This window comes from Allobosea sp. 2KB_26 (assembly GCF_052115715.1).
In the GTDB taxonomy this organism is placed as follows: Bacteria; Pseudomonadota; Alphaproteobacteria; order Rhizobiales; family Beijerinckiaceae; genus Allobosea.
This window is the reverse complement of sequence record NZ_JBFRHE010000001.1, coordinates 443,565-461,743: the sequence shown is the minus strand read 5'-3', so window position 1 is coordinate 461,743 and position 18,179 is coordinate 443,565. Positions and strand designations below refer to the sequence as shown.

The window sequence follows — 18,179 nt, the reverse complement described above, 5'->3', positions numbered from 1 at the left end:
TGCGCGCATAGCCGGGCCTTTCGGCCGTTTAGTAGGTCCAGCGCTGGGCCTTCTGGATCAGGAAGTCGCGGAATGCCTGCACTCTGGCCACCGACTTCATCTCTTCCGGATAGACCAGATAGCTTTCGAGCTGCGGCATCTCGGTCTCGCGCATGAGCTGGACGAGGGGGGAGCCGGTCTCGATCAGGTAATCCGGCAGCACCGCGATGCCCGCGCCGCTATCGACCGCCCGCTTCATCGCCGTGATGTTGTTCACGGTGAGATGGATCGGGCGCGGGTTGCGCTGTTCGCGGCCCAGGGTTCCCAGCCAGTGCACCGCCGTCAGATAGGATGGCGAGGTGCTGCCGAAGGACAGGAGCCGGTGATTGTCGAGATCCTCATAGCTCTTCGGCTCGCCGAAGCGCTTGATATAGGCCGGCGAGCCATAGACGTGAAAATGCACGGTGAAGAGCTTGCGCTGGATCAGGTCCGGCTGCTGCGGCTGACGCAGGCGAATCGCGATATCGGCTTCGCGCATCGACAGGTCGAGTTCCTCATCGGTGAGAATGAGGTCGACCTTGATGTCCGGATAGAGGTCGAGGAACTCCGCCAGCCTTGGGGTTAGCCAATGGCCGCCGAGGCCACGCGTCGCAGTGACCTTCAGTTCGCCTGATGGATGCTCACGCGTCTCCGAGAGCTGGGCGCGAGTCCGCTCCAGGCGCTGCGTCATCTCGCGTGCCGCGCGCCAGAGCAATTCGCCCTGCTCGGTGAGAATGAGCCCGCGCGTATGGCGGTGAAACAGCGGTGCACGCAGCTCACGCTCAAGCGCGCCAATCTGCCGACTAACGGCGGATTGACTCAAACCAAGTACGTCGCCAGCCTTGGTAAAGCTGCCGGATTCTGCGACGGTATAAAAAATCCTGATGCGGTCCCAATCCACCGCGGTTCCCCCGTTATGCGTTTCGTGCATGTTGGGGGGTAAAACGCAGGAACGTCAACGGTTGCTTTGCTGACGGGGCCTCTTTTCACACTGAATCTCGTGAGACAACCCATCAACAATCGTGATGGGTTGTCTTTTTCGGCCTATTCGGCCGCTTCACGCTGTTCCGTGACGTTGGCGGCAAGCCATCTTTCGGCATCGAGCGCGGCCATGCAGCCCAGGCCCGCAGCCGTCACAGCCTGGCGATAATGCTCGTCGGTGACGTCACCTGCAGCAAAAACGCCGGGGATGTTGGTTTGCGTCGTGCCGGGCGTCACGTCGAGATACCCCGATTCACGCATGGCGAGCTGCCCGGTGAAGAGTTCGGTCGACGGCTTGTGGCCGATGGCGATGAAGACGCCGTCGGTCTTCAGTTCGCTTTCAACGCCCGTCTTCAGGTTGCGGAGCTGCAGATGCGTGACCGACGGCGGCTGCGTACCGCCGCAGATCTCCGCGATCTCGCTATCCCAGACGATCTCGACCTTGGGATGCTTGAACAGGCGATCCTGCAACACCTTCTCGGCCCGCAGTGAATCGCGCCGGTGCACCAGTGTGACCTTCGCAGCAAGATTGGCGAGATAGAGCGCTTCCTCGACCGCGGTGTTGCCGCCGCCGACGACCACCACTTCCTTGCCGCGGAAAAAGAAGCCGTCGCAGGTGGCGCAGGCCGAGACGCCAAAACCCTGGAAGGTCTGCTCCGAGGGGATGCCCAGCCACTTCGCCTGGGCACCGGTGGCCACGATCAGCGCATCGCAGCTATAGGTTGCGCCGCCATCACCCCAGAGTCGGAACGGCCGCTGCGACAGATCGACCTTCGAGATGTGGTCGGAAACCATCTTCGTGCCCATGTGCTCGGCCTGGGCGCGCATCTGCTCCATCAGCCACGGCCCCTGAACCACGTCGGCAAAACCCGGATAGTTCTCGACATCCGTGGTGATCATCAGCTGGCCGCCAGGCTGGAAGCCCGAGATCATCACCGGTTCAAGCAAAGCGCGGGCCGCATAGATCGCGGCGGTGTAGCCGGCCGGGCCCGAGCCGATGATCATTACGCGGGCATGGGTATGAGCCATGGTTTCGGTCCTTTTCGCGCAGCGTAGCGCTGCGTCCTCGTTCCGTCAGATACGGTCTCGTGCGCCGGACGCAAGTCCAGACCCGCTCGCGCTCAGGCGAGGCCGAGTTCGGCGCGGTGCCGCAACCAGCCCTGGCGCACCGCTTCCGCGATGACGCCGGTGGAGTCTATGGGGTCATAGCGGGTGCCATCAAGCCGTCCCTCGAAATGATGCACAACGCCTTGCCGCTTCAGCGCCTCGAGGAAGCGAGCGATCTTGCTGTGGCCGCCATGCGGCTCGAAGACGAGGAGGGGGGCGCCGGTCGCAGCAGCCTCGCCGACGATATTGGTCGAGTCGGCGGTGACGACCACGGTATCGGCATTGGCGAGCAACGGCACATAGGGATTGGCGCCCTTGCCATCCCACCACCAGCCGCCATGGCGTGCGAAGACCTCGGCAATGGCCTTGTCGAGCGCAGCCGGCGTACGCCGCGAGCGCGAGCCCATCAGCGCCACGCCCGAGACCGCGAGCGCATCGAGCGCGTTCGCGAAACGGGCGATGTCATCGGGCCGGAAGGTGTGATGCCGGCTGTCGCCGCCGACCATGACCGCAGCGCGCGGTCGGGGCAGGGCGACGATGGCCGGCGGCGGGCTCTGCCTGGCCTGAGCGAGCTGGCCCGGGGAGAGCCGGTGCGGCGATGTCACGGTGACGAGCACGTTTGGGCCACGCAGGCGATCATGCTCGGAGACCCAGATCAGGTCGGCAGCGCCCGTTCCGATTCTCGGATCCTTGAGAAAGACGGTGAAGGTCCTGCCCTTCGAGGCCTTCTTGATCTCGCGCAAATAGGCGGCGGCGCGGCGGCCAGAAGCGACGACGATGTCGGGGAAGGGCGGGCGGATCGGGCTTTGAGGCCTGTGGGAGGCCTCGCGCGGATCGATCGGCCCGCGCGGCATCAGCCAGCTCCAGGGGCGACCAGGGGCGATGTGACGGATCTCTGGGGTGATGCCGAGCCGTTCGGCGACGCCAAGGCATTGTATCTCGTCGCCAGCCTTGCCGTCGGTGAGGGCCCAGATCGTCGGGATCGGTTCAACTGGCAAGCGCAGGCTCCGCGGCAGTGGTTGGGATGCCTTGTATCGCGTGGGAGCTGCGTCTACACCAGCGCGACTTTGCTCTGGGGATCTTTGTGCGTTCCAAACTCGACGAAATCGATCTGCGTATCCTGCGCGAATTACAGGCCGACGGGCGCATGACCAATGTCGAGTTGGCGAGCCGGGTCGGCATCTCGCCGCCGCCCTGCCTTCGGCGGGTCCGAGCTCTCGAGGAAGCGGGGCTGATCACCGGCTATCGGGCGCAGCTCGATGAGCGCAAGCTCGGGATCGAGGTCGTCTGCTTTGCCTTCGTGCATCTCGCCAGCCAGGCCGAGGCCGATCTCGCGACATTCCAGGAGCGCATCCGTAAGTGGGGTGCCGTGCGCGAATGCTGGACGCTCTCGGGCGACATCGATTTCATCCTGAAATGCGTCGCGCCTGACCTGAAGGCGTTTCAGGACTTCGTCGGAGAGCTGACGGCGCTGCCGAATGTCCGCAATGTGCGCACGGCCCTCGCGCTTGACCGCGTCAAGGACGAGCCGATCGTCCCGTTCGGCTAGCGGGCGCCCGGATGCAGATCACGATCCGCAAAGCGGGCATCGAGCATCTGCCGTCCATTCTGGCGCTCTATGCGCAGTTGAATCCAGATGACCTGCGCCCGGATGCCGACATGGCGGCCGAGACCTGGCGGAGGATCCTGGGCAGCGACCTGATCACGGTTCACATCGTGGAGAGGGGCGGAGTTGCCATCGCGAGTTGCGTCATCGTGATCGTGCCGAATCTCACCCGGAATCTCAGGCCCTTCGCACTGATCGAGAATGTCGTCGCAGACGCGCGGTTTCGAGGCCAAGGCCTCGGAAAGCAGGTCATCGGCGCGGCTGTCGAGCAGGCCTGGTCGGCGGGATGCTACAAGGTCATGCTGCAGACGGGGCGAAAGGACGAAGCGGTGCTCCGTTTCTATGAAGCCTGCGGTTTCTCGCGCAGCAAGACCGCGTTCGAGATCAGGCGCCCCGCGGCTCATTCCCCGACATAGCGTCTGATCCACGCCGCGTTGGTCCGGACCAGGGCCGCGAGCCGGCGGGTGTCGAAGCCTGGCTCGAACCAGGCGCCTCCGGATGAGGCTGACGAGGACGAAACGATCGGGTAGCTCGCCAGGACCCGCCCGTCAGCAGCGATCAGCCGGGCTTCGGATTCCATTCCGTCCGTGGTGCCGCCGGTTTCTTCCGCATCGCCGCCCGAATAACTGGGCATGTTGATGCGAAGCACCGAGACGACAAGGGTCGAGCCCGCGCGGCCGCTGCCGGCAAGTTCGCGTTCGAGCTCTGCCTTCACAAGGGCGGCGTTGGGGCCCCAGCCCTGCTGAACAAGGCGGGAAACATCAACACGCACGCCGCCTGCGGCCGCCTGGACCGGGACAGCGAACAAGGCAGAGGCAGTCCCGCCGAGTGCGGCGGCCAATACGGCACGACGATTCAGCATGGCTCTCTCCTGTCGGACAGGAACGTTGTGCCGCGTCCCGCGGCGATGCAGCCGAGGCTATGAACTACGCCGCCGCCAGGCTCGGCGCCCCATGCGGCAGCGGCAGTGCCGAGCTTGAGAACGGCTCAGCCGGCGACGTAACGCCTGATCCAAGCGACGTTGTTTTGAATCAGACTCTCAATGCGGCGCTGATCGATATCCTGCAGATACCAGGGACCTGAATAGCTGGCGGAAATCGTCGAGAGTACCGGATAGGATGCAAGCACGCGATTGCCTGCACCAACCAGAAACGCCTCGCTGTCGAGATTGTCATTGCTCGAGCCGCCGCCGCCGCCCCAGCGGCCACTGCCGCCGCCGCCGCCAGCGTAACTCGTCAGGAAAATGCCGCGGACCTTGACCACGAGAACCGGGCCGCCGCGCTGGATGGCGCCGGCAAAGGCGGCCCGAAGTTCCCGTTCCATCCCGGCCTTGATCGCATCGGCATTGGGCCCCCAGCCTTGCTCGACGAGGCGGGAGACATCGACACGGATGCCGCCGATCGGCCCTTGCGGCTGGGCAAGTGCGGAGGCGGCTCCGAGCGGCAACGACGCGAGAGCCGTTGCCGCGAATGCGGACGTCAGAAATGCGCGACGACTGGTCATGACAGTATCTCCCGATGCCGATGCATCACCGACGAGATAATCGTCCGGGGGCGACAATTCTATGCCCCCGGAAGCCTCAGCGGAAGCTGACGCTCACGACTTCGTAGGACTTGCCGCCGCCCGGCGTATTGACCTGCACGGAATCGCCGACCTTCTTGCCGATCAGGGCGCGCGCGATCGGCGAGCCGATCGAGACCTTGCCGGAGCGGACGTCGGATTCCGGCTCGCCGACGATCTGATAGATCTTGGCTTCCTCGGTATCGTCGTCGATCAGATGGACGGTTGCGCCGAATTTGATCGTGTCGCCGCCGAGCTTGGTGACATCGATGATGTCTGCCCGCCCGATCAGCGATTCGAGCTCCAGGATTCGGCCTTCATTGAGGGACTGTGCCTCCTTGGCCGCATGATACTCGGCATTCTCGGAGAGGTCGCCAAGTGCGCGCGCTTCCGAGATCGCAGCGATGATGCGTTGACGTTCGACCTGCTGGCGTTGCTTCAGCTCGACCTCGAGGGCGGCAAATCCGCCCACCGTCATAGGAACCTTATCCATCTTCTCGTCCCAATTCCGAAAGCCAGAACCCGCCGGCCGCGTCCCCCGCGGCCTGCGTTCAGCTTCCGATCGTTTTCAGAACTGCTTCGGCCGCGCGGCCGTTCAGGCGGCGCGGACGAAGTAGGATTGCAGCGATCGTACTTCGAGATCGCCGCTGCAATAGGCCTTGATGCCCTCGGCAGCCGCGATCGCTCCGGCCAAGGTGGTATAATAGGGCACCTTGTGCAAGAGGGCCGTGCGGCGCAGCGAGCGTGAATCCGCGAGTGCCTGTGGGCCATCCGTCGTGTTGAAGACGAGCTGGATCTCGCCGTTCTTGATGGCGTCGACGACGTGCGGTCGGCCTTCCAGAACCTTGTTGATCTTGGCGGCCGGAATGCCTTCCTCCTGCAGCAGGCGCAGCGTTCCGCCGGTGGCAAGAATGCGGAAGCCGAGATCGGACAGGATGCGCATCGAGGGCACGATGCGTGGCTTGTCAGCGTCGCGCACCGAGACGAAGACAGTCCCCTTGATCGGCACTTTGGAGCCTGCACCGAGCTGGCTCTTGGCGAAGGCGATATCGAAGGAACGATCGAGGCCGATGACCTCGCCGGTCGAGCGCATCTCCGGACCGAGCAGCACGTCGACGCCCGGGAAGCGCGCGAAGGGGAAGACCGCTTCCTTGACCCCGACATGGGTCAGCGCAGCGGGCTTCAGTCCGAAGCTCGCGAGGGTCTCGCCGGCCATGATGCGCGCTGCGATCTTGGCAATCGGTTCGCCTATGACCTTGGCGACGAAGGGCACCGTGCGCGAGGCGCGTGGATTGACCTCGAGGACATAGATGACACCGTCCTTGATGGCGTATTGTACGTTCATCAGTCCGCCGACATCGAGCGCCAGCGCCATGGCCTTGGTCTGGCGCTCGAGCTCCGCGATGGTCGCCAGCGAGAGCGAACGGGGCGGCAGCGAGCAGGCCGAATCGCCGGAATGGATCCCGGCTTCCTCGATATGCTCCATGATGCCGGCGATGAAGGCGTCCTTGCCGTCGCTGAGGCAGTCGACATCGACCTCGATCGCGTCGGAGAGGTAGCGGTCGAACAGCAGCGGGTTCTTGCCAAGCACCGTGTTGATCTGGCCGGTCTTGTCGTTCGGATATTTCGCCTTCACCTCGGACGGAATCAGGCTCGGAAGCGTGCCGAGCAGATAGTCCTCGAACTGCGGCTCGTCTCGGATGATCGCCATCGCGCGACCGCCGAGCACATAGGACGGGCGCACGACGAAGGGCAGGCCGAGTTCGGCCGCGATCATGCGCGCCTGTTCGACTGAATAGGCGATGCCGTTCTTGGGCTGCTTCAGATGCAGCTTGTCGAGCAGGCGCTTGAAGCGGTCGCGGTCCTCGGCGAGGTCGATCATGTCGGGCGAGGTGCCCAGGATCGGGATGCCGGCCTCTTCGAGCGCATTCGCCAGTTTCAACGGGGTCTGGCCGCCGAACTGGACGATGACGCCATGCAGGGTGCCGCTGCGCTTCTCGGTCTCGAGGATCTCGAGCACGTCCTCGGCGGTCAACGGTTCGAAATAGAGCCGGTCGGAGGTGTCGTAGTCGGTCGAAACCGTCTCCGGGTTACAGTTGACCATGATGGTCTCGTAGCCGGCATCGCGCAGCGCGTAGCAGGCATGGCAGCAGCAATAGTCGAATTCGATGCCCTGGCCGATGCGGTTCGGGCCGCCGCCGAGGATGACCACCTTCTTGCGGTCGGACGGGTTGGCCTCGTCAGCCGGCATGCCGGCGAAGGGCATGGCATAGGTCGAGTACATATAGGCGGTCGGCGAGGCGAACTCGGCGGCGCAGGTGTCGATCCGCTTGAAGACCGGACGCACTTCGAGCGCATGCCGGCGCTCGGTCACCTCAGCCTCGGTCAGGTTTGCGAGCGCAGCGAGGCGCTTGTCGGAGAAGCCCATCGCCTTGATCTGGCGGAAGGCGCCGGGCGTCGTCGGCAGGCCGTGCTTGCGCACCTTGTCTTCGGTCTCGACCAGTCCACGCATCTGCGCGAGGAACCAGGGATCGATCTTGCAGCTTTCGTGGATCTGCTCGTCGGTGAAGCCGAAGCGCATCGCCTGGGCCACCTGCAGCAGGCGGTCTGGCGTCGGCGAGGAGAGGGCGGCTTTGATCGCGTTCTTGTCGTCGCCCTGGCCCAGACCCTCGATCTCGATCTCGTCGAGGCCGTCGAGGCCCGTCTCCAGCGAGCGCAGCGCCTTCTGCAGCGATTCCTGGAAGGTACGGCCGATCGCCATGGCCTCGCCGACCGACTTCATCGCGGTGGTCAGGGTCGGCTCGGCGCCGGGGAATTTCTCGAAGGCGAAACGCGGGATCTTGGTGACGACATAGTCGATCGTCGGCTCGAACGAGGCCGGGGTCGCGCCGCCGGTGATGTCGTTCTCGATCTCGTCGAGCGTGTAGCCGACGGCAAGGCGCGCGGCGACCTTGGCGATCGGGAAGCCGGTCGCCTTCGAGGCCAGTGCCGAGGAGCGCGAGACGCGCGGATTCATCTCGATGACGATCATCCGGCCGGTGGCAGGATCGACCGCGAACTGCACGTTCGAGCCGCCGGTCTCGACGCCGATCTCGCGCAGCACCGCCAGCGAGGCGTCGCGCATGATCTGGTATTCCTTGTCGGTCAGCGTGAGCGCCGGGGCGATTGTGATCGAATCACCGGTATGGACGCCCATCGGATCGATGTTCTCGATGGAGCAGACGATGATGCAGTTGTCCGCCTTATCGCGGACGACCTCCATCTCGTACTCCTTCCAGCCGAGCACGCTCTCTTCGATCAGCACTTCGCTGGTCGGCGAGGCGTCCATGCCGCGCTCGCAGATCTCGATGAATTCGCCCTTGTTATAGGCGATGCCGCCGCCTGTACCGCCCATGGTGAAGGAGGGGCGGATGATGGCCGGCAGACCGATATCCTCCAGGGCCTCGAGTGCCTGGCCGAGCGTCCTGACATGGTGCGAGCGCGGCGTGTCGAGGCCGATCTTGGTCATCGCCTCGCGGAACAGCTCGCGGTCCTCGGCCTTGTCGATGGCTTCGGCGGTGGCGCCGATCATCTCGACGTCGAATGTCTCGAGCACGCCCATCTTCTTCAGCGAAAGCGCGCAGTTCAGCGCCGTCTGGCCGCCCATGGTCGGCAGAAGCGCAAAGCCGCCGGGCAGGACGTTGCGCTCCTTCTCGATGATCTTGGCGACGATCTCAGGCGTGATCGGCTCGACATAGGTCGCATCCGCGAGATCCGGATCCGTCATGATCGTTGCCGGATTCGAATTGACCAGGACGATGCGGTAGCCCTCGGCCTTCAATGTCTTGCAGGCCTGGGTTCCGGAATAGTCGAACTCGCAGGCCTGGCCGATGATGATCGGGCCGGCGCCGATGATGAGGATCGTCTTGATGTCTGTGCGCTTGGGCATGGGTCCGGCCAGTGCTTGTGCGGGCGCGCGCCGGACGGATCCCCGTCCGCGAGGAAAGGGGAGTCAGCGAGCGCCTGAATGAATGCTAGGCGCTCGCTATAGAGGGAGGTTGCCGCGGAAGGAAGGGAAAAGCGCGCTTACCCCTCTTCAACGCACAGACGTCACGACGGGCGCCCTGCCGATTTCGAGTTCGCGACGCGTCGTCCGACGTCGCCGGATGGAGATCCAGAGCAGGGTGAGCGCCCCGATCTCGCATATCGAGCCGACGAAACCGAGCTGCCATGAGGCGCCGTGGCGTAGGGTCTGCTGGCCCAATGCCGAGCCGGCGGCGATGCCGATATAGAGCGCGGATGCATTGAGCGAGAGCGCGACGACGGTCGCGTCGGGCGCCATCGCGGCGAGCCGCGACATCTGCGAGGGATGGCCGGCCCAGCCGGCCATGCTCCAGACGAAGAGGATCGCCGGAGCGACGAAGATGGCCGCCGCGGGGGGCAGCGTGATCGCCATCAGCGAGGCGGAGGCGAGCGCCAGTGCGAGCACCGTGAGGACGAGGGCCAGGGTGCGCTCCGGGCCGAAGCGGTCGCTCGCCATTCCACCGGCCTGGTTGCCGATGGCCGAGCCGATACCGGAGACGATCAGGGCGGCGCTGAGCCAGGGGCCGCTGATGCCGGCATGGGTGGCGAGGAAGGGCGCGACATAGGTGTAGAGAGTGAAGGCGCCGGTGGTCCAAAGCGCAGTGGTGCCGAGCGCCAGCAGCACATCGGCACGGCGAGCGACCTGCAGGCGCTCGCTGAGCGAGTTGGTGCCGCGCGGCAGGTCGTCAGGCAGGTTCAGGAGCAGCCCGGTGACGGCCAAGGCGCCAATGAATGCGACCAGCAGGAAGGCGAGATGCCAGCCGCCATAGGAGGTGATGGCGGTGCCGAGCGGGACGCCGAGAATCAGCGAAACCGTCATGCCGCCGGTGACGAGTGCGATGGCCCGGCCGCGCCGCTCGGCCGAGACAAGCGCGACCGCCACTGCGTTGGCCGATGGCATGAAGACGCCGGCCGCAAACGCCATGGCAATGCGCGCGACCATCAGCCAGGCGAAGCTCGTCGCGAAGGCAGCAAGCAGATTGGCAAGGGCGAAGATGCTGAGCGAGCCGGCGAGGACCATCCGGCGGTCGACGTCGCCCAGCAGGGTGGAAAGGATCGGTGAGCCCAGCGCATAGGCGACGGCGAAGAGAGAGATCAGCAAGCCGGCCGTATCGATCGAGGTGCCGAAGGCGGCGGCCAGATTCGGCAGGATGCCGGTGATCATCAGGCTTCCCGTGCCGATGACGAAGGCGCCGCCGGCGAGCCAGACGAGACGCGTGTCCATTGGACATTCCTTCAAAATTTCAATGATCGTTGAATTTAAGATCGCGTTCGATCTGCCGTCAATCCTAATTTCAATGAACGTTGAATATTGTCAGGAGTGCCGCAATCTCCTATGTCCGAGGCATGAAGCCGATCTTTCATCCCGATATGGAGGGCATTGACGCAGCGACGGTCTTTGGCGCGCTTGCCGATCCGACGCGGCTTGCCATCGTCCTGGCGCTGGCCGATGCCGAGGAGTTCGAGGCGCGCTGCGGAAGCTTCACGGATTTCGCCTCGCCCTCGCTGCTGGCCTATCATTTCGCCAAGTTGCGCGAGGCCGGCATCACCCGGGCGCGGGCGGAAGGCACGTCCCGCTTCATCAGCCTGCGGCGCGAGGAACTCGAGGGCCGCTTCCCCGGGCTGCTCGACAGCATCATTGCGACAGCGCGGCGCGATCCGTCGCTTCCTCGGTTTTCCGAAGACAAGCTGCTCGCGCCGTAAAGGCGGCATCAGCCCATTCCGGTCGAAACCGGCTTGCCAATGTTTCGCATCGCTGTTTATGTTATGTTGTAACATAACATAATGGATACCGAATGGATTCCTGCCTTCCCGTCACCGTGCTCTCCGGCTTCCTCGGGGCCGGCAAGACCACACTCCTCAATCACGTCCTCGGCAATCGTGAAGGCCGTAAGGTAGCGGTCATCGTCAACGACATGAGCGAGGTGAATATCGACGCCGATCTGGTGCGGGAAGGCGGGGGCAAGCTCTCGCGCACCGACGAGCAGCTGGTCGAGATGAGCAATGGTTGCATCTGCTGCACCTTGCGCGATGACCTGCTTGCCGAAGTGCGTCGCCTCGCCGGGGAAAGGCGCTTCGACTACCTGCTGATCGAGGGCACCGGCATTGCCGAGCCATTGCCGATCGCCGCGACCTTCGCGTTTCGCGACGAGGATGGCGCCAGCCTCTCCGATCTCGCGCGGCTCGATACGATGGTGACCGTCGTCGATGCCATCAACCTGATGAAGGATTTTGGCTCGCGCGATTTCCTGCGTGAGCGCGGCGAGACGGCGGGCGAGGACGATGAGCGCACCCTGGTCGATCTCCTGGTCGAGCAGATCGAGTTCGCCGATGTCGTCGTCCTGAACAAGGTGTCGGATGTCACGCCGGAAGAGCGCGATCTGGTGCGCAAGATCATCCGGGCGCTCAATCCCGATGCACAGCTGGTCGAAACCGATTTCGGCCGTGCTCCGCTCGCCGCGATCCTTGATACCGGGCTGTTCGACCATGAGAAAGCCGAGCAACATCCGCTCTGGTACAAGGAGCTCTATGGCCACCGGAATCATGTTCCTGAAACCGAGGAGTATGGCATCTCCTCCTTCGTCTACCGCGCCCGGCGGCCATTCCATCCGGAGCGGTTCAACGATTTCCTGGGGCGCGACTGGGGCGGCCTGATCCGTGCCAAGGGCCATTTCTGGCTGGCGACCCGGCCGGAATGGGTTGGCGAGATGAGCCTTGCTGGCAGCGTCTGCCGAACCGAGGCGATGGGCTTCTGGTGGGCGTTCGTGCCGCGCAGCCGCTGGCCCGACCATTCCGAGTGGAAAGCAATCCTGAACCGGCACTGGCACTCGGTCTGGGGCGACCGGCGGCAGGAACTGGTCTTCATTGGCTCGGGCATGGACCAGCTGGCCATCACCAGCGCGCTCGACGCCTGCCTGCTCGGCGAGACGCCGACCATCAGCTTCAAACCGGAACGCTACCGCGACCTGCCTGACCCATTTCCGGTCTGGCGCCGGGCCGCAGCGGCCTGAGAGATCTGGTCCGCGCACCGGCGGACCTCTGACCTTCGTTTACAGGAGACAACGATGCGCTTTCAGTTCGCAGCGGGAGCTGCGCTTACCCTTGCTCTCGCCGCAGTGGCGGCCTCTGCCCATGATCACGCCACCCTGCGTGGCCGGCTCGTCTTTGCCGACCACGAGAAACCGGTCGTGCGCGTGCTCGACCTCGATTCCGGCGAGGTCACGCATAGCTTCGATGTGCCGAAACCCAACCCGTCCTTCGCCAGCGCCGAGGGTGGCCGTTTCATCGTCATCAAGACGGGCGACGAGGCTGGCACCATCCGCTTCCTCGATAGCGGACTGCGCTACGAATCCCATGGGGATCACGTCGATGTCGACAAGGGGCCGGTCAGGCTGCTCGACTTCGCCGTGAAGGGCGACCGCCCGGCCCATGTCGTTTCCAGGCATGGGCAGATTGCGCTGTTCTTCGACGGAGACAGGCCCTGGGAGCGCAAGAGCGAGCCGAAAGCGGTGCTGGTCGATCTCAAGAGCCTGGATGGCAAGTCTCCCGTCAGCGAGACATGGCCAAGCCCGGCACCGCAGCACGGCATTGCCATTCCGCTCGGGCGCCGGCAGTGGCTGATGTCGGTGCCGAACGTGATGTATGCCAAGGGCGAGGACCGCAGTGCCTCGTCTCGGCCGGACGGCTTTGAAATCCTCGAGCGCAACAAGGGCTGGAAGCGGCTAGCAAGCTTCAATGATCCGGCTCGCACCGACGCTTCCTGCAAGCTTTTCCACGGTTATGCCGAGAGCAAGGGGCGCCACGTCTTCGGCTGCAATGACGGGGTGGATGGCGGCGTTCTTGTCCTGGCTCGCGATGCTGCAGGCCGCTGGACTGCGCGCAAGATCGCCTATCCCGACGAGCGACGCGTCAGTGCCATCAAGGCGCGCACGGGCGCACGCTATGCCGTCGCCAATTACGGACTGAGGGGGCCATACAATGCGCTTCTGCGGATCGACCCTGCCACAGCCTTGCTCTCGGCCCCGGATGTCCTGCCGGTGCCAGGCGGCCAGCCGGCCTGCCAGTTCGATCTCGACGCCGGTGGCGACCGCCTTGCGAACCTCACCCCGGACGGCAAGCTCCGCGTCTATGAGATCGCGCCGACCTGGCGGGAACTCGCAAGCTTCGACGCGGTGCCCGCCTTCGATTGCCAATACGGCGCGAAGTCGCCGACGCCGAGCCTGGGCATCGTCGGGAACAGCGCCTTCGTCAGCGATCCCACCAGCGGTCGTATCCGGGAGTTCCATTTGGATACGCTGAAACAGGGGCTCGACATGCCGGTCGGCGGGATGCCCGCGAATCTTGCCGGCGGTGGAGATGCCGGCTGAGGAGCGGCAAGACGCATTCTGGACCTGCGCCGCCTCGCGCCCTGTCCGGACTGCCTTGATCTGCGGTGCCATGCGGGGCTTGTGCAGACCTTCGCGCGAGCCGGTACTGGCTAGCAGGAAAATGCTGTAGAGGGCGGGGATGCCTCTCTCCCGTCTTCCCCGCCAGTCGCGCCAGATCGTGGCCTACGTCTTCTCCGGTGGCGTGACGGCGGTGGCGCATTACGCGCTGCTGATCGGCCTGGTCGAGCTTGGCGGGGTCGCCCCGGTGCCGGCTACGCTTGCCGGTTTCACGCTTGGCGCGGTCGTGTCCTATACGTTGAACCGCTGGCTGACCTTTGACGCTACGCATAGCCATGCAGAGGCAACCTGGCGCTTTGGGCTGATTGCGGCGGGCGGCTTCGTGCTGACCGGCATCCTGATGCATCTTTTCGTGGCGCGGGCCGGTCTGCCTTATCTGCCGATGCAGATCGTCACCACGCTGATCGTGATGGTGTTCTCCTTCCTCGGCCACAAATTCTTCTCCTTCGCGGATCGCGAAGGCGTCTAAAGCATCGGCCCGAAAAGTGGTTGCGGTTTTCGGGAAGGTCGATGCAAACACAAAGGGTTAGATCATCTGTCCGGATACGATTTCCGGACCGATGATCTAGTGGCGGCTTAGCCCGGATTGCGGGCGCGGAAGGTCATGCGGTGCGGGTTGTGGCCGAAGTTCGGCTGGCGCTCGATCTCGTCGAACCCGCCCTCTCGGATCAGAGTGACGATGGCGGTGGCGCTATAGGTCGAGAGCCCGTACTCGGCGCGCAGCTTCCGGTAGTCTGAGAACGCGGTGCGCACCAGGCCGCCGAGCGCCGCGATCAGGAAGCCGCCGCGCCAGGCGAAGGAGAGCAGTTGCGTGGCGTCGGTCAGCGCGCTGACATCGGGTGAAATCACATCGGCGATGACGAGATGTCCGCCGGGCTTCAGCTTGCGCCGCCAGAGCAGGAGCAACTGCGCCAGCTCCTCGCGGCCGAGATACTGAATCAGCGAGTTGGCGACGACGAGATCGAGCGCGCCGTCGTCCTGTGCCTCGACTTCCTCCGGCGAGACGACGGTGATCGCCGGGATCGCGCCGAAGGTCGCGCGCAGCTTTTCGCGCACGCTCGGGGCCGCCTCGCAGAGATAGAGCCTGGCGCAGACTGCGGCGACGCGATCGGCGGCGAGGGCTTCGCCACAACCGTGATCCAGTACGGCCGCCTCGGGCGAGGGGATATGGCGAATCAGGTCGGTGGCGATCTGGCGATAGTGCAGCAGCTTGTGGCGGGGCGAGACATAGATCGCGTGCTCGCTGTTCCAGAAATCGCGCCAGGACATCGTCTCGCCGTCATCCGCTCAGTGACGGACACACACGCGCGCCCGTTTCGGCCTCAGGACTACGCTGTCGCTGCGGGTATCGGCAACCGCCGATATGGAGTCCGCGCAACACCTCGCCAGTTCCGTGCTCTTCTGCCGGCTCGGCATTTCCCTGCGCCGACAGCTCGGCTTAAGGTCGCGCCAAGGCTGGGAGGCTTGCATGCTGCTGTTGCCGCGACTTCTGAAACGCTTTGTCAGGCAAGGGCGCCTGACTGTGATCACCCCGGACAACAAGCGCCATGTCTTCGGGCCGGGCCCGGGGCCGATCCTGTTCGCAGGTCAGAACAAGACGGCGCCGGCCGTCACCGTGCGCTTCTCTGACGACAAGATCGAGCGCGAGATCTTCCTGAATCCCGAACTGGCTTTGGCCGAAGGCTACATGGACGGGCGGGTGAATTTCGAGGACGGCTCGACCATCCATGACCTGCTCAGCCTGTTCTGGCTGCAGCGCAAGGAAATGCGCAAGCACCCGTTGCAAAAGGCGATCCGCAACATTCGCTTTCGCATCCGGCGCTTCCGGATGCACAACCCGCTCGGCGTGGCCGGCAAGAAGGTCAAGCACCACTACGATATCCCGACCGATTTCTACCGGCTCTGGCTCGACGAGACGATGACCTATTCCTGTGCCTATTGGCATAGCCCGGAGGTCGGACTCGAAGCCGCGCAGAAGGCAAAACTCCGCCATATCGCGGCCAAGCTGAAGATCGAACCCGGCATGACGGTTCTTGATATCGGTTCTGGCTGGGGCGAGCTTGCGATCTATCTCGCCAAGGCCTGTGGAGCCAAGGTGACCGGCCTGAATGTCTCGCCCGACCAGATGGCGGCGGCACAGAAGCGGGCCGAATCGGCCGGGGTTGGCGGCAGTGTCACGTTCGTCAACAAGGATTATCGCGAGCTGACCGGCAGTTTCGACCGCGTCGTCTCGGTCGGCATGATGGAGCATGTCGGCGTTGCGCATTACCTCGAATATTTCGAGAAGATCCGCGATCTGCTGACGCCGGACGGGATTGCGTTGGTGCACTGCATCGGCCGGGTCGGCCCCCCGGGCTTCACCGGACCGTTCTTCGACAAGTACATCTTCCCGGGCGGATATGCCCCGGCGATGTCGGAGGTGTTCGCCGCGGTCGAGCAGACGGGGCTCTGGTCGTCGGATTGCGAGTTCTGGCGCCGGCACTACCATTGGACACTGGCTGCCTGGCGTCAGCGGTTTCTCGCCAAGCGCGAGGAGGTCGTCGGCATGATGGGCGAGCGTTTCGCGCGGATGTGGGAGTTCTACCTCTCGGCCTGCGAGATCTCGTTCGATATCGGGGGGGATATGGTTTTCCAGCTCCTGCTCGGCCCGCATAAGAGCGCTGTGCCGGTGATCCGCGACTACATCACCGAGAATGAGAGGGCTTTGGAGGCCCAAGGCTTCTGAGGGGCGCGACATGCCGCACCGTGGATGCCCGCGCTCAGGCATGGCTGCCGGCTCTTCCCAGCGGGCTGACCGGGGTGAGTTCGCATCGCGCCTCGGCCGGCGCTCGTTGGGCCGGAGCCTCAGGCGTCGGTGGCTTGCGTGAAATCCAGCGCCAGAAGCGCTTCGTCATAGAACTGGCCGTTGACGTACAACGCCTTGGACTCGAGGCCATAGGGGGCAAAGCCGAGCCGGGTGTAGAGCGAGTGTGCGGCACGATTCGTCGTCACGACACAAGTTTGGAGCACCAGGACGTGGCGGACGGCATGTCCGATGACGGCATCGACGAGCGCGCGGCCGACGCCATCGCCGCGCCATCCGGCCACAACGTAAACGCCCCAGAGCACGCCCTTGTGGCGCGACTTGGCAGAGAACGTTGCGCGGAAGCCGGCGATCCCGATCAGGTCACCGCTGTCGGAGAAGGCTCCGAAGACCCTGTTGGGTTCCTCGGCCGAGAGGCGCGAGCGGAAGAAGCTGTCCGGTTGGGCGGCCTCTTCGGCGTGGCTCGCGCCGAAGGCTTCCGGCGTGTCGGAAAGCGCAACCAAGCGCAGCGCGCGGAATGCGACCCAGTCTTCCCCCACCAATGCTCGTACGCGAACGCCAGCGGCCGGCGGGACTGATTGAATGGCACTGGGCTGATCACTGGTCATACGCATCCTCGCGGGTCGGGCGAGGAGCAGTATCGCAGCGGGGGCGCGTGGGGAAAAGCCGGTGGCTCTCAGCGCTTCAGATTGACGGTCACGACCCCGCCCAGGGCCATGACCCCACCGAGGATGCCGAGCGCCGTCGGAGCCTCGCCGAGCCAGAGGAAGCCCATCAAGGTCGCGACCGGTGGCACGCAATACATGAAGTTCGAGGCGCGGCCCGCAGGCAGCCGTGCGAGCATCATCGTCCAGGTCGCATAGGCGAGCAGGCTTGGCACAATCCCGAGATAGATGACGGCAAAGAGAGCCTCAGTCGACGCGGAGGCGGACTGGCTGATGGCATTGGGCAGGAAGGGGGAGAGTGCCAGTGCGCCCACTACCATGTTCCAGGCCGATACTGTGAGCGCCTTGTGGCGGCCGAAGAGCGGCTTCTGGACGATGGCTGTGACCGATTGGCAGAGTGCGGCGCCAAGAATGAAGAGGACGCCGGTGCTAAGCTCGATGCCCTGGCCTTCACCCAAGGCGATCAGGCCAATACCGGCGAAGGAGATCGCGGTGCCAAGCCAGGCGAGCGGCCCGAAGCGTTCGCCGAGGATCAGCATCGCCAATCCGGCCGTGATGATCGGATTGACGTTGATGATGAAGCTCGCGGCGCCGGCAGAGACGGTCTTCTCGCCGAAGTTCAGCAGGGTGGTGTAGAGCGCGACATGAACCAACCCACCAATCAGAAAGCGCCAGCCATCGGACCAGCCGGGCAGGGCAGGGCGCATGATGGCGAGGAAGATGGCGCTCGGGACGGCCGCTATCGCGAAACGCGCGGCGCCGAGCTCGATCGGCCCTAGCGCCGTGAGCCCGGCCCGGATCGCAGGAAAGGCGGAGGCCCAGGCGATAACGGTAAAGGTGACGACGGCGACGGTGGCCGGATCGAGGCTGCGCGGAGTGGAGACGGCTGGATTGAGCGAATTCATGTCGAGCCTCGGTGTCAGGGGGCGACA

General features: G+C 64.5%; 18 protein-coding genes. 7 read left to right on the top strand and 11 right to left on the bottom strand.

Features of this window, described 5'->3' with window-relative positions; translation table 11 throughout:
- Window positions 1-28: 28 nt before the first annotated feature.
- The 3 genes from AB4099_RS02230 to AB4099_RS02220 form a co-directional block, all read right to left on the bottom strand.
- Complete coding sequence (locus AB4099_RS02230) at window positions 29-919, bottom strand: LysR family transcriptional regulator (RefSeq protein WP_043233503.1); 891 nt, start codon at window positions 917-919, stop codon at window positions 29-31.
- Between the two features lie 143 nt (window positions 920-1,062).
- Window positions 1,063-2,028, bottom strand: a complete 966-nt coding sequence (trxB, locus tag AB4099_RS02225; protein WP_113513997.1) for a thioredoxin-disulfide reductase — start codon at window positions 2,026-2,028, stop codon at window positions 1,063-1,065.
- Between the two features lie 92 nt (window positions 2,029-2,120).
- Window positions 2,121-3,104 carry a mitochondrial fission ELM1 family protein gene (locus tag AB4099_RS02220; protein ID WP_441476881.1) on the bottom strand — a complete coding sequence of 328 codons (984 nt, stop codon included), beginning with the start codon at window positions 3,102-3,104 and terminating at the stop codon, window positions 2,121-2,123.
- An 86-nt stretch (window positions 3,105-3,190) separates the two neighbouring features.
- Between AB4099_RS02220 and AB4099_RS02215 the strand changes: the two genes are divergently transcribed.
- Together AB4099_RS02215 and AB4099_RS02210 are read left to right on the top strand one after the other, a co-directional pair.
- Window positions 3,191-3,655 carry an Lrp/AsnC family transcriptional regulator gene (locus AB4099_RS02215; RefSeq protein WP_113513993.1) on the top strand — a complete coding sequence of 155 codons (465 nt, stop codon included), beginning with the start codon at window positions 3,191-3,193 and terminating at the stop codon, window positions 3,653-3,655.
- Window positions 3,656-3,666: 11 nt separating this feature from the next.
- Window positions 3,667-4,128, top strand: a complete 462-nt coding sequence (locus AB4099_RS02210) for a GNAT family N-acetyltransferase (RefSeq protein WP_441476880.1) — start codon at window positions 3,667-3,669, stop codon at window positions 4,126-4,128.
- On the opposite strand, the gene AB4099_RS02205 is transcribed toward AB4099_RS02210, so the two are convergent.
- The 5 genes from AB4099_RS02205 to AB4099_RS02185 all read right to left on the bottom strand — a co-directional run bounded on the left by AB4099_RS02205 (window position 4,113) and on the right by AB4099_RS02185 (window position 10,559).
- Window positions 4,113-4,574: a hypothetical protein gene (locus tag AB4099_RS02205; RefSeq protein WP_441476879.1), complete on the bottom strand. Its 462-nt coding sequence runs from the start codon at window positions 4,572-4,574 to the stop codon at window positions 4,113-4,115. The two genes, AB4099_RS02210 and AB4099_RS02205, sit on opposite strands and share 16 nt — an antisense overlap.
- 125 nt (window positions 4,575-4,699) lie before the next feature.
- On the bottom strand, window positions 4,700-5,215 hold the full coding sequence (locus AB4099_RS02200; RefSeq protein ID WP_441476878.1) for a hypothetical protein: 516 nt from the start codon (window positions 5,213-5,215) through the stop codon (window positions 4,700-4,702).
- Window positions 5,216-5,291: 76 nt separating this feature from the next.
- Window positions 5,292-5,765 (bottom strand): transcription elongation factor GreA, encoded by a 474-nt coding sequence (gene greA, locus AB4099_RS02195; RefSeq protein WP_113513985.1) that lies wholly within the window; start codon window positions 5,763-5,765, stop codon window positions 5,292-5,294.
- Window positions 5,766-5,867: 102 nt separating this feature from the next.
- On the bottom strand, window positions 5,868-9,200 hold the full coding sequence (gene carB / locus AB4099_RS02190; RefSeq protein ID WP_441476877.1) for a carbamoyl-phosphate synthase large subunit: 3,333 nt from the start codon (window positions 9,198-9,200) through the stop codon (window positions 5,868-5,870).
- 147 nt (window positions 9,201-9,347) lie between these two features.
- Window positions 9,348-10,559, bottom strand: a complete 1,212-nt coding sequence (locus AB4099_RS02185; protein WP_441476876.1) for an MFS transporter — start codon at window positions 10,557-10,559, stop codon at window positions 9,348-9,350.
- A gap of 122 nt (window positions 10,560-10,681) precedes the next feature.
- On the opposite strand from AB4099_RS02185, the gene AB4099_RS02180 reads away from it, so the two are divergent.
- The 4 genes from AB4099_RS02180 (at window position 10,682) to AB4099_RS02165 (ending at window position 14,248) form a co-directional block, all read left to right on the top strand.
- Window positions 10,682-11,038: an ArsR/SmtB family transcription factor gene (locus AB4099_RS02180; protein WP_441476875.1), complete on the top strand. Its 357-nt coding sequence runs from the start codon at window positions 10,682-10,684 to the stop codon at window positions 11,036-11,038.
- 92 nt (window positions 11,039-11,130) lie between these two features.
- Entirely contained in the window at window positions 11,131-12,345 is a 1,215-nt protein-coding gene (gene zigA / locus AB4099_RS02175; protein ID WP_441476874.1) for a zinc metallochaperone GTPase ZigA, read from the top strand.
- 54 nt (window positions 12,346-12,399) lie between these two features.
- Window positions 12,400-13,701, top strand: a complete 1,302-nt coding sequence (locus tag AB4099_RS02170; protein WP_441476873.1) for a hypothetical protein — start codon at window positions 12,400-12,402, stop codon at window positions 13,699-13,701.
- Between the two features lie 139 nt (window positions 13,702-13,840).
- Window positions 13,841-14,248, top strand: a complete 408-nt coding sequence (locus tag AB4099_RS02165; RefSeq protein ID WP_113513977.1) for a GtrA family protein — start codon at window positions 13,841-13,843, stop codon at window positions 14,246-14,248.
- A 107-nt stretch (window positions 14,249-14,355) separates the two neighbouring features.
- Here AB4099_RS02165 and AB4099_RS02160 read toward each other — a convergent pair whose 3' ends face one another.
- Window positions 14,356-15,048 carry a methyltransferase domain-containing protein gene (locus AB4099_RS02160; protein ID WP_441476872.1) on the bottom strand — a complete coding sequence of 231 codons (693 nt, stop codon included), beginning with the start codon at window positions 15,046-15,048 and terminating at the stop codon, window positions 14,356-14,358.
- Between the two features lie 199 nt (window positions 15,049-15,247).
- Here AB4099_RS02160 and AB4099_RS02155 point away from each other — a divergent pair, with 199 nt between their 5' ends.
- Entirely contained in the window at window positions 15,248-16,504 is a 1,257-nt protein-coding gene (locus tag AB4099_RS02155; protein WP_441476871.1) for a class I SAM-dependent methyltransferase, read from the top strand.
- A 119-nt stretch (window positions 16,505-16,623) separates the two neighbouring features.
- On the opposite strand, the gene AB4099_RS02150 is transcribed toward AB4099_RS02155, so the two are convergent.
- Window positions 16,624-17,121, bottom strand: coding sequence for a GNAT family N-acetyltransferase (locus tag AB4099_RS02150; RefSeq protein WP_441476870.1), 498 nt, complete (start codon window positions 17,119-17,121; stop codon window positions 16,624-16,626).
- Between the two features lie 137 nt (window positions 17,122-17,258).
- The gene (locus tag AB4099_RS02145) at window positions 17,259-18,152 is read right to left on the bottom strand and encodes a DMT family transporter (RefSeq protein ID WP_441476869.1); all 894 of its coding nucleotides are present in this window, start codon (window positions 18,150-18,152) and stop codon (window positions 17,259-17,261) included.
- Window positions 18,153-18,179 lie beyond the last annotated feature (27 nt).

Coding starts and splice junctions, on each gene's coding strand:
- AB4099_RS02145 (WP_441476869.1), bottom strand. CDS start 18,152: ATGAATTCGCTCAATCCAGCCGTCTCCACTCCGCGCAGCCTCGATCCG.
- zigA (WP_441476874.1), top strand. CDS start 11,131: ATGGATTCCTGCCTTCCCGTCACCGTGCTCTCCGGCTTCCTCGGGGCC.
- AB4099_RS02170 (WP_441476873.1), top strand. CDS start 12,400: ATGCGCTTTCAGTTCGCAGCGGGAGCTGCGCTTACCCTTGCTCTCGCC.
- carB (WP_441476877.1), bottom strand. CDS start 9,200: ATGCCCAAGCGCACAGACATCAAGACGATCCTCATCATCGGCGCCGGC.
- AB4099_RS02205 (WP_441476879.1), bottom strand. CDS start 4,574: ATGCTGAATCGTCGTGCCGTATTGGCCGCCGCACTCGGCGGGACTGCC.
- AB4099_RS02180 (WP_441476875.1), top strand. CDS start 10,682: ATGAAGCCGATCTTTCATCCCGATATGGAGGGCATTGACGCAGCGACG.
- AB4099_RS02210 (WP_441476880.1), top strand. CDS start 3,667: ATGCAGATCACGATCCGCAAAGCGGGCATCGAGCATCTGCCGTCCATT.
- AB4099_RS02155 (WP_441476871.1), top strand. CDS start 15,248: ATGCTGCTGTTGCCGCGACTTCTGAAACGCTTTGTCAGGCAAGGGCGC.
- AB4099_RS02200 (WP_441476878.1), bottom strand. CDS start 5,215: ATGACCAGTCGTCGCGCATTTCTGACGTCCGCATTCGCGGCAACGGCT.
- AB4099_RS02160 (WP_441476872.1), bottom strand. CDS start 15,048: ATGTCCTGGCGCGATTTCTGGAACAGCGAGCACGCGATCTATGTCTCG.
- greA (WP_113513985.1), bottom strand. CDS start 5,765: ATGGATAAGGTTCCTATGACGGTGGGCGGATTTGCCGCCCTCGAGGTC.
- AB4099_RS02165 (WP_113513977.1), top strand. CDS start 13,841: ATGCCTCTCTCCCGTCTTCCCCGCCAGTCGCGCCAGATCGTGGCCTAC.
- trxB (WP_113513997.1), bottom strand. CDS start 2,028: ATGGCTCATACCCATGCCCGCGTAATGATCATCGGCTCGGGCCCGGCC.
- AB4099_RS02185 (WP_441476876.1), bottom strand. CDS start 10,559: ATGGACACGCGTCTCGTCTGGCTCGCCGGCGGCGCCTTCGTCATCGGC.